The sequence below is a fragment of the Achromobacter sp. UBA2119 genome (genome assembly GCF_002331005.1).
Taxonomy (GTDB): Bacteria; Pseudomonadota; Gammaproteobacteria; order Burkholderiales; family Burkholderiaceae_B; genus Achromobacter; species Achromobacter animicus.
Genome location: NZ_DCYD01000002.1, coordinates 282,165 through 294,726, shown reverse-complemented (window position 1 = coordinate 294,726; position 12,562 = coordinate 282,165). Strand labels below are relative to the sequence as shown.

Sequence of the window (12,562 nt, the reverse complement as noted above, 5' to 3'; positions counted from 1 at the left end):
GGCTCCTGATTACTGCTTGGCCGGCGCGGCGGGGGCAGCGGCCCCCTGCGCATTGGCCGCTTGCGGCTGGGCCTTGGCGCCGGCTTCGGTGGCGACCACTTCAACGCCGGGGCGGACCATCTGCAGGCCTTCCACGATCACGCGGTCGCCGGCGGCCAGGCCGTCGGTGACGAGCCACTTGTCGCCAATGGCGCGGTCGGTCTTCAGGTCGCGGAGTTCAACCTGGTTCTTGGCGTTGACGACAAGCGCCGTCGGCTGGCCGCGCTGATTGCGCGTCACGCCGCGTTGCGGCACCAGCAGGCCGTCGGCGGCAACGCCGTCAGCCAGACGCGCACGCACGAACATGCCGGGCAACAGGCGCCGGTCGGGGTTGGGGAACACGGCGCGCAGCGTGATCGAGCCGGTACCCGGGTCCACGGTCACTTCGGAGAACTGCAGCTTGCCGGACTCTTTGTATTGCGAGCCGTCTTCCAGCGTCAGCGTGACCTGCGCGGCCTGCTCGCCGTCCAGCTTCTTGAGCTGGCCGGTGGCCAGCGCGTCCTGCAGGCGCAGGAGCTGCACGCTGGACTGCGTGACGTCGACGTAGATGGGGTCGATCTGCTGCACCGCGGCAAGCGCGCTAGTCTGGTTGGCAGTCACGAGCGCGCCTTCGGTCACGGCCGAGCGGCCGATGATGCCGTCGATCGGCGACAAGACCTTGGTGTAGACGAGATTGATGCGGGCCGTGTCCAGCGCCGCCTTGGCCGACAGCACGTCGGCGGCGGCCTGATCGCGCGAGGCGACGGCGTTGTCGTAGGTCTGCTGACTGACCGCGCGGGTGGCGACCAGCGGCTTGTAGCGCTCGGCCAGCAGTGCGGCGGTCTTTTGCTGCGCCTGGGCGCGAGCCAGCGCGGCCTTCTGGCTGTCGACGTTGGCCTGGTAGAGGGCGGGATCGATCTGATAGAGCTGTTCGCCCGCCTTGACCTCGCCGCCCTCGGTGAAGAGGCGCTTCTGGACGATGCCGTTGACCTGCGGGCGGACCTCGGCGACGCGGAACGCAGAGGTGCGGCCGGGCAGTTCGGTAGTAAGGGAAACGGGCTGCGTCGCCAATGTGACGACCGTCACTTGCGGCTTGCCGCCCTGAGGCGCCTCTTGCTTCTTGCCGCAAGCGGCCAGTGTGAGGGCCGATGCCGTCAGCGCGACAACGGCCGCACCGCGCCACATAGCGCTTTTCTTATTCATAGATTGCATTCCCGATTTCAATAAAGGTAGCCCCACGCCGCGCATGCGCCGCGTGCCTGATAGCCGTGAAAGGCCGTTTTGCCTGGGGCGATTCTGCGAAGAACATCAGCCCGTCAGACCGTCTTGGCGCGGTCCGTGGCGTTCGACCTGGGTGGATTCGCGTAGAACACGCAAGGCTGGACGTTTATCGCATTGCTGCATTGCAGAACTCGCATTCTGAGTTATCCCGCTTTAGAAACAAAGGGGCATGTTGAAAAAACATCATTCCATTTATGGGACAATCGTGCGATCCGCACTGTGACAAAATCGCGCCATGAAACGCCTACAGGGAATGGAACTCTTCGTCGAGGTCGCCAAAACGCACAGTTTTAGCCGCGCTGCGGCAACGCTGGGCGTCCCCAAGTCGACCTTGTCTCGCCAGGTGGCCGAATTGGAGCGGTCCGTGGGGCTGCGGCTGCTCAGCCGCACCACGCGCAAGGTGGAACTGACCGATGCCGGGCGACTGTATTTCGAACGCTGCCAGCGCATCGTGGCCGAAGCGCAGATCGCCCATGAAGAATTGCAGAAGCTGGTCGACACGCCCACCGGGCCGCTGCGGGTCAACATGCCCGCGGATTTCGGCACGGATTTCCTGGCTGAGTCGTTCATGGAGTTCTCCCGGCGCTATCCCGATGTGACGTTTTTCCTGGACCTCGCGAACCCGGACCACGCGTCTCGCGTGTTCCAGACCTGCGACGTGTCGATCGAAATCGGCGACCTGCCCGATTCGACCCAGATTGCAAGACTGCTGGGCATGCTGCCTGCCTACCTGTATGCCTCGCGCGATTACCTGGAAAAGCACGGTGAACCGAAGCATCCCAGCGACCTGACCCGGCACGAGTGCATCGAGTTCCGCGCGGAAGGCGCCGGCCGCGTGACGCGCTGGCCGCTTACGAACGGCGAGCAGCACATCGAGTTCACGCCGGGCAACCGGTTTTCCGTCAACGGCGTCGCCATGGCCCGGCGCCTGGCCATGCTGGGCGCGGGCATTGCGGTGCTGGTGGGCGGTCAGATGTCGGAACAGCAGTCAGGCCAGTTGCAGCGCGTGCTGCCGGATTGGCAGTTGGGACCGTTTCCGGTGCATGCGGTCACGGAGACGCGGCTGCTGCCCGCCAAAACGCGCATCTTCATCGAATTCCTGATGGAGCGCCTGGGCAGCCACTGGCAAGCGAAGGATACGCCCGGTTTCATGAAATCCCGCTGAGATCGAAACAGACTGAAAAATCCTTCGGCCGCCGACAAGTGTTGTCGAGTCAGGTGACCAATGGGACGGTGGGTGTCCGCCCCCGGCTCAGAACGATTCGTCGTCGCGCAGATAGCGCCATTGGCCCAGCGGCAGATCACCCAGCGCTACGCGGCCGATGCGTACGCGTTTCAGGCCGATCACCTTCAGGCCCACCAGTTCGCACATGCGGCGGATCTGGCGTTTTTTGCCTTCGCGCAGCACGAAACGCAGTTGATCGTGGTTCTGCCAGCGCACCTGGGCGCGCTTGAGCGGTTTGCCGTCCAGCGATAGTCCGTGGTTCAGCAGGGCCAGCCCGTTGTCGGACAGCTCGCCTTGAACGCGGACCAGATATTCCTTGTCGACCGTGGAGTCTTCACCGATCAGCTGCTTGGCGACGCGGCCGTCCTGCGTGAGGACGAGGAGTCCTTGCGAATCGATGTCCAGGCGGCCAGCGACGGCCAGGCCTTCGAGGTGCGCGCGTTCGAACCGCTGCGGGGCGCGGTCGTTGGCGAAGCGGGAGCGGGAATCGATCAGGGCGACGGCCGGCGTGTAGCCTTTTTCCGCCTGGCCGGAGACATAGCCCACGGGCTTGTTGATGAGGATGGTGACGCGAGAAGTCTGGCGCGCATGCGCGGCGCGCTCCAGCGTGATTTCCTGGTCGGGATAGGCCCGCGCGCCCAATTCGGACACGACGACGCCGTCGACGCGGACCCAGCCGCGCTCGATATAGCTGTCCGCCTCGCGGCGTGAACAGAGTCCGCGCTCGGACATGAGCTTGGAGATACGTACTTTTTCCATGGGCGGTATTGTATGCGGGTCGGCCGGTGCGGACCTCCAGTGCAGAGGACCAGTGCAGTCGGCCGGTGCGGCCGTCCAGCGCGGAACGGCCAGCGTCCCCTGCCCTGCGGCATTGCGACGCAGACGGCCTTCGGGCGCGGCTTGGCATAATACGCAGCCATGACGAAGCAACCCGCAGCCCATCGCCCCCCTCTCGCCGCTGGCTGGCTGGCGCAAGCCCCGGCCATTCTGTCCCCCGCCCAACGCCACTGGCTGTTCCGGCCGGGCGCGCTTACCGCTGGTCTCCGCCAGGTCGGGCAGGTGCGTCTGCGGGTGTTGGCCGAGTACGCCGACGGCGCGCCGGCTGACGAGGCGCGTGCGATGCGCATTGCGCCGGGCTCTCCGGTGTGGATCCGCGAGGTGTTGATGTCCGTGAACGGCGTGGACAGCGTGCCGGCGCGCAGCCTGACCCCGCTGACCGCGTCGCACGGCGCCTGGCAAGGGATGCGGCGCCTGTTGACCCGGCCGCTGGCCGACATGCTGTATCACGACAGCACGGTCATCCGGTCACCGTTCGCGTGCCGCCGCCTGGCCTCGCCCGTGCCGTTCCATGCCACCGCCTCGGACGTTCTTCCGCCGGAGGCACGCGCGTTGCAGGCCGGCCGGATCTGGGCGCGGCGCTCGGTGTTCTGGCGCCAGGGCCAGCCGTTGCTCGTGGCCGAGTGCTTCCTGCCGGACTTCTGGGATTTGATCGCCGGCCAGCCCGTGCCGCCGCTCGTGCCGCACCAGCGCACGCCGCGTTAAGCGGGCTTGCTGAATTCGGGCCGTTGCCCAGACGTTCAGCCCACGCGGCGACCCGCTACTGCCGCACCCGCTCGCACCAATCCGATACCGGAACCCTGCCCCCGCAGCCAGCGGGTTCAGCCTTCGTACCGCCGCCCCTGCTCCAGCAGTTCCGGCGTGCCGATCACGTCATTCAATCCATCGAAATCCAGCATCCTGTCCTTCCACGGCCCCGTCGTGCCGTGCTGGCGCAGGCTGCCGTAGTAGCCCTGCAGCGTGTGCGCGACCGCGCGCGCCGTGCCGCCCGGGAAGATGACGATGCGAAATCCCGCTGCGGCGAGCGCGCCCGCGTCCTGCACCGGGGTCTTGCCGCCCTCCACCATGTTGGCCAGCAGCGGCACACGCGCTGCGAAGCGGTCGCACGCGGCGCGCATCTGTTCCGGCGTGCGCAGCGCCTCGATGAAGAGCGCGTCCGCGCCGGCTTCAAGATAGGCCTCGGCGCGGTCCAGCGCCGCGTCCAGCCCTTCGGAGGCCAGCGCGTCGGTGCGCGCCAGGATCAGCGTGGATGCGTTGACCCGCGCATCAACGGCGGCGCGCAGCTTGCCGCACATCTCAGCGGCGGGAATCACGCTCTTGCCGTCCAGGTGGCCGCAGCGCTTGGGAAAAGTCTGGTCCTCAAGCTGGATCATCGCGGCACCCGCCCGCTCGAAGCCACGCACGGTGCGCTGGGTGTTCAGCGCGTTGCCGAAGCCCGTGTCCGCGTCCACGATCACCGCGGCCGACACGCGTTCGGCGATACGGGCCAGCGTGTCTTCGACTTCGGTGTACGTGGTCAGCCCGATGTCCGAGCGGCCGAGCCGCGTGTAGGCGATGGACGCGCCCGACAGGTACAGCGCGGTAAAGCCCGCCTGCTCGGCCACCAGCGCCGACAAAGCGTCGTAGACGCCGGGGGCCAGCACCGTGCCGGCCGCCAATTGCGCTTTCAGGTTCTGTGTTTGCATCTTGGGTTTCCTAATCCAGGCGGCGCCCGAGCAGCGCCGCCGCGGTGTCCGCGGCGATATGGCCGCCGGCTACCGCGCTGAGCAAGCCGTTGCCGGACAGATAGCCCGACACGTCGTTGCCCGATACGCCGCGGGCGGCCCCGCCCGCAGCCAGCAGGTTGGGCAGCGCCCGGCCTGCGTTGTCCAGGACGCGGCATTGCGCGTCGATGTCCAATCCGCCTTGTGTGTGAAAGAGCGCGCCCGTCACCTTGATCGCGTGGTAGGGCGCCTGCAGCGTGCGCTCGAAGCGGCGTCCCAGCGGGTCCGGCGCGCCGGGACGGACCGCGTCCAGCGTCTGGCCCAGCACGTCCGGATCGCAACCGATCAGCGCGGCCAGCGCCGCCACGTCGCCGCACGTCTTCAATGCCTGGCCTTGCTCGGCCTGCACGAAGTCGGGAAAGCCGCGCGCCAGGGCGAGTGTGCGGTCGTCAAAGACATTCCAGGCCACCGAATCCGGCTGCGCCAGCACGTGGACCGCGGCCTCGGAATAACCGTGCGTCTCGTCGTGAAAGCGGCGGCCCTCGCGGTTGATCTGCACGCCGCCGTCCATCATCACCGCCCAGGAAATCAGCGCGCCTTGCGGCGTGGCCCAGGAGCCGTGGCCCTGGTAGCCGCCCAGATCCGCGAGGCGCGCGCCCAGCTGCGTGCCCCACTGGATGGCGCTGCCGTCGTTGCCGACGTGGCCGCCATAGACGGCCTCGCGCATGGCGGGCAAGTATTCGCCGACCATCGCGGCGTTGCCGCCAAAGCCGTTGCAGGCCAGCAGCAGGACATCGCAGCCGATCACGTCGACCGAGCCGTCCGGGCGTTCGCAGCCCACGGCGGTCACGCGGCCGGCGTCGTCCGTCCAGATCTCGCACGCCAGCGCGCGGGTCAGCAGATAGGCGCCGGCCTCGGTCGCGGCGCGTTCCAGGGCCGCGACCAGCGCCGCGCCGGTGCGCTCGGGCAGCGTGTGCATGCGGCGCGCGGTGTGGCCGGGGTACAGGAACCCGTCCAGGACTTCGAAGCGCAGGCCGTGCGCGGCAAGCCCGTCCAGGGCCGCGGCAGCCGCACCGGTGTAGGCAGCCACCAATTCAGGTGAGGCCGTGCCGTGCGCCTTGGCCTGGATGTCGGCGGCAAAGCGCGCCGCGTCATCCTCGATGCCCGCTGCCCGCTGCACGGCAGAACCGGCCGCGGGAATGAAGCCCGACGACAGTGCAGTGGATCCGCTGGGCACGGCATCGCGTTCGATCAGCACCGTCTCAATGCCGGCGCTGGCCAGGCGCAGCGCGGCGGTCAGGCCGCAGGCGCCCGCGCCGATGATGGCGACCGGCACGTGCATGGCGTCTGCGCCGGGCGCGACGCCCCGTCTGACGATTGGCGCACTCACGACTTCAGCCTGTCCAGCACGTCTTGGCACGTCACCACGTCGGCCACCGTGCGCAGATCCGCCAGCGCCGCTTCGTGCATCGCAGGCGTGGGCGCGGCGCAGCCGTCGGCCAGCACCGTCACGTGATAGTCGCGCATGTGGGCGTCGCGCACCGTGCTGGCAACGCCGCCGTTGGTGACGATGCCGGCCACCACCACGCTGGAGATGCCCGCGCGCCGCAGCACCCAGTCCAGCTGCGTGTTGAAGAAGGCCGAATACGCGACCTTCCAGACCGACACGTCGACCAGCCCGTCCAGCTCGGCCACGTTGGCCTGCCCTGTTGAACCGGCCACGAAGTCGCCGCGGCGCAGGAACGGGCGCAATTGCTTGAGGTGCGGCGAGATCATGGGCTCGCCGTGCGCGTCGGGCCACAGCGTGAACTGGCTGGCGGCCACGAAGCCGCCCTGCCCCTTCAACGCGCGGGCCACGGGCGCCACGCGCGCCGGCAAGGCTCTTGCCTGCGGGCTGACCGCGCCGCCGCTGTCATAGGCGCCGCCCGGCGCCAGGAAGTCGTTCTGCAGGTCGATGATGACCAGCGCGGTCGTGCGGGGATCGAAGGCGTGCATGGCGGGCTCCTACGATGCGGTGCGGGCGATGAGCATGTTGCCCAGGGAATCGACGCGGCCCGCGAAGCCGGGCTCGATCCAGATGGTGGTGTCGGGCTGCTCGAGGATGGCGGGTCCCGCCACCTCAGCGCCGACCGGCAGGTCCAGGCGCGCGTAGCGCACGGCGTCGTGCCATTGCCCGGCGTGAAAGACCCGCTGAGTGCCCAGCGCATCGGGCATGGCCGTGCTGGTCGGCGCCAGCAAGGCCAGATCGAACTTGGGACGCTGGCCGATGCGGGCATAGCGCAGGTTCAGGATGCGGACCGGAATGCCGGTCAGGCTGCGGCCGAAGGCGGCCTGGTAGGCGCGGTCGAACGCGGCGGCGATGCCGTCGCGGGAGAGGTCCGCCCGGCCCACTTCCACGCGCACGGTGTGGCTCTGGCCCACGTACAGCATGTCCAGTTCAATGCTTTCGCGGATGCCCTCGAAGGACACGCCCGCCGAATCCAGACGCGCCTGGCACGCGTGCGCCAGCCCGTCGATGCGGGCCAGCAGGTCGGCCGCATCAAGCGCGTTCAGCGCCACGTTCAGGGTCTGCACGCCGTCGTGGCGCATGTCGGCCATGACGCAGCCCAGCGCCGAGGTCACGCCCGGATAGCGCGGGACGATGCCGTGGGCGGCGTCCACCTCGTTCATCATGGCGCACACATGCAGCGCGCCGCCGCCGCCGAACGGCATGTAGGCGAACTTGCGCGGATCGTGGCCACGTTCGATGGAGACGACGCGGATCGCGCCCGCCATCTTGGCGTTGGCCACGGTCAGGATGGCCTCCGCCGCGGCGTGGACGTCCAGGCCCAGCGGGCGCGCGACGTGCTCGTCAATGGCGGCGCGCGCCAGTTCGACGTCCATCTTGGCCAGAAGGCCACCGCCCAGCGGGCGTTCCGCGGCGATGCGGCCCAGCAGCACGTTGGCGTCGGTGACTGTGGGACGGGTGTTGCCGCGGCCGTAGCAGGCCGGGCCGGGGATGCTGCCCGCGGATTCCGGGCCGACCTGCAGCAGGCCGCCGGCGTCCACGCTGGCGATCGAGCCGCCGCCCGCGCCGATGGTTTCGATCTGGATCATCGGCGCGCGCACGACCATGCCGAAGTCGATGGCGGTCTGCGCCGACAGCGAGGCCTCTCCCTCGGCTACCAGCGACACGTCGAACGAGGTGCCGCCCATGTCGCCCGTGACCACGTTGGGAAAGCCCGCGGCGCGCGCGATGGCCGCGCAGGCGATGACGCCGGCCGCCGGACCGGACAAGGCGGTGCGCACGGGCACGTCGCACGCCGTCTGGCGCGACATGACGCCGCCATTGCTCTGCACCACGAGCAGCTCGCCTTCGAAGCCGTGCTGCTGCAGGTCCGATTCCAATCGCATCAGGTAGCTCCCGACCACCGGCTGCAGCGCCGCGTTCAGCACGGCCGTCGAACAGCGCTCGAATTCGCGGATCTCGGGCAGCACCTCGGTCGCGGCGGTGACGTTGCCGTTGGGCCAGATGGACCGCACGCGAGCGGCGGCCTGGGCCTCATTCACCGGATTGGCGTAGGCATTGACGAAGAAGACGCAGACCGCGTCGCAGCCCGCTTCCAGCAGCGCGTGCGCCGCGGCCTCGACCTGGTCCAGATCGACGGGCGTGTGCAGCGCGCCGTCGGCCAGCACGCGCTCGCGCACTTCCAGCCGCAGGTCGCGCGGCACCACGGGTTCATAGTTGCCGCGCAGGCCCCACGTTTGCGGCCGGTCGCGCCGGCGCATTTCCAGCACGTCGCGAAAACCTTCGGTCGTGATGATGCCGGTGCGCGCCACCTTGCGCTCCAGCAGCGCGTTGGTGCCCACGGTGGTGCCGTGCACGATGGTCGCGATGTCGCCCGCGCCGTCAGCCACCCGCGCAATGCCGTTCATGAAGCCGCGCGCTTCCTCGCCGCGCGTGGACGGCACCTTGACCACGCGGGCGCTGCCGCCCGCCTCGTCCAGCACGAACAGATCCGTGAACGTGCCGCCCACGTCCACGCCCACCACCAAACCTTGCGCCGCGCTCATGCCGACTGCTCCTTCTGAATGTCGCTCACATAGCCCATCTTGCGGTCGTGCTCGCGCGCCGCGGCATCGCGCCGCGCGGGCTCGCCATAGCCGCCGCCGCCCGGCGTTTCCAGGCGCACGCGGTCGCCGCGTTGCAGCCGGATGCCCAGCATCTTCGAGCTCATGGGCGGGGACTGCCACTGGCCGTCCTGCTGATAGCGGAAGACGTTGAGCGCCGCCTGGCCGCCGCCCGCGATGCCCTTGGGCGCGCTGCGGCCGCGTTCGCCGAAGATGAAGGCTTCGGCGCTGTCTTCCAGCAATTCGATTTCATAGATGGCGCCCAGGCCGCCCCGGTGCGCGCCGTCGCCCGCCGAGTCCGGCCGCAACGCCCATTGCGTGAAGCGCACGGGATATGCGGCCTCCAGGATTTCCAGCGGCGGAATGGTGGCGGTGGAGATCGGCGCGTTGCCGTGGCTCAGGCCGTCGCCATCCGAATGCCCGCCGTGGCCGCCGCCGAAGAAGCTGAACATGACCCAGCGCTGGCCCTTGCGGGCGGCGTCGCTGCGGTAGCCGGCGATCGACAGCGCATTGATCGTGCCGTAGGCCTGCGCCATCGCGCGGTCCGGCGCGGCCTGGGCCATGGCGCAGAAGATCACGTCGATCATGCGCAGGATGGTTTCGGTGTAGCCGCCCACGGGACGCGGGCGGTCGGCCGAGATCACCAGGCCGTCTGGCAGCGTCACGTCCACTGCGTCCAGTACGCCGGCGTTGGCCGGCACGTCCGGAAACAGGTGCTTGAGCGCCACATAGCAGGCCGCGATGGCCGTGGCGCGCGAGATATTGACCGGACCCGCGCACGCCGGCGATGTGCCGGTGAAGTCCAGCCCCAGCCGGTCGCCGGCGATGGTCAGCTTGAGCGCAATGCGCAGCGGCGCGTCGCGCACGCCATCGTTGTCCAGCATGTCCTCAAAAGCGTATTCGCCATCCGGCAGGCGGGCGATGTAGTCGCGCATCAGGCGGCGCGCGCGTTCGCGCAGCGTGTCCAGGGACTCCAGCACCGTGGCGTCGCCGTATTCGTCGAGCAGGCCGTCCAAACGGCGCGCGCCCAGTTCCAGCGCGGCCAGCTGGCCGTTCAGGTCGCCCCACAGGCTGTCGGGCAGACGCGTGTTCGCCTTCAGGATGGCCAACACGTCCTGGTCCAGCACCCCGGCGCGCACGATCCGCACGGGCGGGATCTGCACGGCTTCCTGCCAGCACTCGGTGGCGGCCGGGTTGTAGTTGCCGGGCACCGCGCCGCCCACGTCATGCCAGTGGGCCGCCGACGCCAGAAAGCAGAACAGCTTGCCGCCGCGGAACACCGGCTTGACCAGCTTGAAGTCGTTGGCGTGCGTGCCGCCCTCGTACGGATCGTTGAACAGCCACACGTCGCCGTCCGTCATGCCGCCGCGCTCGGCCGCGGTCTTGGCCGCCGCCTTCACCGCGAACGCCATCGCGCCCACGAAGACGGGCAGGCCCGACTTGCCCTGGATCAGCGTGGCGCCGGTGGCGGCGTCGTACATGCCGTGGCAGGCGTCATGGGCCTCGGCAATGATGGGGTTGAACGCGCTGCGGTACAGCGTCGCGTCCATTTCGTCGGCGATCTGTTCCAGGCGGCCCTTCAGGACCGCCAGGGTAACGGGGTCAAGCATGATGTTGTTCCTAAGAGGTTTGACGCTGTTTCAGCAGATTCAGCAGTCCGCCGGCCTGCACCATGTCAAGCAGAAAGCCGGGCACGGTCTCGCAGTGCAATTCGGCGGGCGTGCCCCCGGGGCGTTGGATGCGGCCGGCGACGGGGTCGAACGTGATGCCTTCGCCCTCGGCCAGGGTCTCGGCCTGGCTGCACGTCAGCAGCAGCAGCCCGACGTTGAAAGCGTTGCGGAAATACAGGCCGTTGAAGGACGGCGCGATCACGGCCGCCACGCCCAGGCGAACCAGGGCGGCGGCGGCCTGCTCGCGCGATGAACCGATGCCGAAGTTGGGGCCGGCCACCAGCACGTCGCCCGGCTGCACCTGCCCGGCAAAGTCGGGCCGGACGCGTTGCAGGCAGTGGCGCGCGATCTCGTCGATGCCGAATTTCATGTAGGCGCCCGGGGCCAGCGCATCGGTGTCGATGTCCGCGCCCACGCGCCAGACGCGGTGCGTCGTGGTGTCTGCGTTCATGCCAGGAACTCCCGGGGGTCGGCAACGCGCCCCGCCACGGCCGAGGCCGCAACCGTGTAGGGCGAGGCCAGGTAGACCTGCGCGGTCTCCGACCCCATGCGCCCCTTGAAATTGCGCGCGGTGGTGGCGATGACGCTGGCGCCGTCCGGAATGGACCCGCCATAGCCCGCACAGGCGCCGCACGACGTGGCCAGCACCTGGGCGCCGGCGTCGCGCAGCACCTGCATGACGCCTTCGCGGTCGGCCTGATCCTGATCCTGCCGGCTGGCCGGCGCCACCATCAACTGCATGCCGTCCGCCAGCCGGCGGCCGCGCAGCACGGTGGCCGCAGCGCGCAGGTCTTCAAGCTTGGCGCCGGTGCACGCGCCGATGTAGGCCACCTGCACCGGCACGTCGTTATAGGTGTCCACGCCGCGCGCATTGGCCGGGCTGTGCGGCGCGGCAACCTGCGGGGCCAGCGCGGCGGCATCGAACTCATGCCACTCGGCGTCGGCCTCGCGGTCGCTCTGCCAGCGGGCCAGATCCAGTTCCTCGGTCACGCCCGCCTCCCGCAGCCAGGCTGCGGTCGTCTCGTCCGGGGCGATAAGCCCCACTTGCGAGCCTAGTTCCGCGCTCATGTTCGACAGCGTCATGCGCTCCTGCATGGACAGCGCGCGCACGGCCTCGCCGCAGAATTCCACCGCCTGATAGCGCCCGCCGTTCATGCCGTAGCGGCCGATCATGTGCAGCATCATGTCCTTGGCCGTGACGCCGGCGGCCAGCTGGCCGCGCCAATGCATCATCAGCGTCTTGGGCACCTTGACCCAGATCTGGCCGGTGACCGCCACGCCCAACATCTCGGTGCTGCCGATGCCGAACATGTAGGCCCCGAACGCGCCGCTGGTGGGCGAATGCGAATCGCCGCCCACGCAGAACATGCCGGGCCGGATGTGTCCGTGCTGCGGCACCACCACGTGGCAGATGCCGACGGAGTCATACACGTTGGGCAGTTGCTGCTCCGCGGCCCAGTCGCGTGCAATGCGCACGATGCGGCGCGATTCGTCGTCGGATTCCGGAACGTAGTGGTCAATGACAAGCACGATCCGCGACGGGTCCCACAGCGTGGCGCCCAGCTCTTCCAGCATGGGCTTCAAGCGCCGCGGACCGCTGGAATCGTGGAACATCGCCAGATCAACCGCACAGGTCACGATTTCGCCCTCGGCCACCGTCTCACGCCCGCAGGCGGCGGCGATCAGCTTCTGGGCCAGGGTTTGAGGCTGGGCCATGA

11 protein-coding genes are annotated in these 12,562 nt (G+C 69.0%); 2 read left to right on the top strand and 9 right to left on the bottom strand.

Annotation, left to right across the window (positions count from 1 at the left end; genetic code table 11):
• Nucleotides 1-9: 9 nt before the first annotated feature.
• Nucleotides 10-1,203, bottom strand: a complete 1,194-nt coding sequence (locus B3098_RS01595) for an efflux RND transporter periplasmic adaptor subunit (RefSeq protein ID WP_175185213.1) — start codon at nucleotides 1,201-1,203, stop codon at nucleotides 10-12.
• Between the two features lie 349 nt (nucleotides 1,204-1,552).
• Here B3098_RS01595 and B3098_RS01590 point away from each other — a divergent pair, with 349 nt between their 5' ends.
• On the top strand, nucleotides 1,553-2,464 hold the full coding sequence (locus B3098_RS01590; RefSeq protein WP_191578150.1) for a LysR family transcriptional regulator: 912 nt from the start codon (nucleotides 1,553-1,555) through the stop codon (nucleotides 2,462-2,464).
• A gap of 87 nt (nucleotides 2,465-2,551) precedes the next feature.
• Here B3098_RS01590 and B3098_RS01585 read toward each other — a convergent pair whose 3' ends face one another.
• Nucleotides 2,552-3,283: a pseudouridine synthase gene (locus B3098_RS01585; protein ID WP_175126076.1), complete on the bottom strand. Its 732-nt coding sequence runs from the start codon at nucleotides 3,281-3,283 to the stop codon at nucleotides 2,552-2,554.
• A 159-nt stretch (nucleotides 3,284-3,442) separates the two neighbouring features.
• Here B3098_RS01585 and B3098_RS01580 point away from each other — a divergent pair, with 159 nt between their 5' ends.
• The gene (locus B3098_RS01580) at nucleotides 3,443-4,066 is read left to right on the top strand and encodes a chorismate--pyruvate lyase family protein (RefSeq protein WP_175138961.1); all 624 of its coding nucleotides are present in this window, start codon (nucleotides 3,443-3,445) and stop codon (nucleotides 4,064-4,066) included.
• A 116-nt stretch (nucleotides 4,067-4,182) separates the two neighbouring features.
• On the opposite strand, the gene B3098_RS01575 is transcribed toward B3098_RS01580, so the two are convergent.
• Genes B3098_RS01575 through B3098_RS01545 form a run of 7 tightly spaced genes read right to left on the bottom strand, consistent with a single transcriptional unit; the run spans nucleotide 4,183 to nucleotide 12,560 of the window.
• Nucleotides 4,183-5,046: an isocitrate lyase/PEP mutase family protein gene (locus B3098_RS01575; protein ID WP_191578151.1), complete on the bottom strand. Its 864-nt coding sequence runs from the start codon at nucleotides 5,044-5,046 to the stop codon at nucleotides 4,183-4,185.
• A gap of 10 nt (nucleotides 5,047-5,056) precedes the next feature.
• Nucleotides 5,057-6,406 carry an FAD-dependent oxidoreductase gene (locus B3098_RS01570; protein ID WP_414631253.1) on the bottom strand — a complete coding sequence of 450 codons (1,350 nt, stop codon included), beginning with the start codon at nucleotides 6,404-6,406 and terminating at the stop codon, nucleotides 5,057-5,059.
• Between the two features lie 44 nt (nucleotides 6,407-6,450).
• A complete protein-coding gene (locus B3098_RS01565; protein ID WP_286890305.1) occupies nucleotides 6,451-7,059 on the bottom strand; it encodes a cysteine hydrolase family protein in 609 nt (202 codons plus the stop codon).
• Between the two features lie 9 nt (nucleotides 7,060-7,068).
• Nucleotides 7,069-9,117, bottom strand: coding sequence for a hydantoinase/oxoprolinase family protein (locus tag B3098_RS01560; protein ID WP_286890303.1), 2,049 nt, complete (start codon nucleotides 9,115-9,117; stop codon nucleotides 7,069-7,071).
• Entirely contained in the window at nucleotides 9,114-10,784 is a 1,671-nt protein-coding gene (locus tag B3098_RS01555; protein WP_286890301.1) for a hydantoinase B/oxoprolinase family protein, read from the bottom strand. The genes B3098_RS01560 and B3098_RS01555 overlap by 4 nt, the downstream gene beginning before the upstream one ends.
• A gap of 10 nt (nucleotides 10,785-10,794) precedes the next feature.
• On the bottom strand, nucleotides 10,795-11,295 hold the full coding sequence (locus B3098_RS01550) for a 3-isopropylmalate dehydratase (protein ID WP_175138955.1): 501 nt from the start codon (nucleotides 11,293-11,295) through the stop codon (nucleotides 10,795-10,797).
• Entirely contained in the window at nucleotides 11,292-12,560 is a 1,269-nt protein-coding gene (locus B3098_RS01545; protein ID WP_286890298.1) for a 3-isopropylmalate dehydratase large subunit, read from the bottom strand. The genes B3098_RS01550 and B3098_RS01545 overlap by 4 nt, the downstream gene beginning before the upstream one ends.
• Nucleotides 12,561-12,562: the final 2 nt, after the last annotated feature.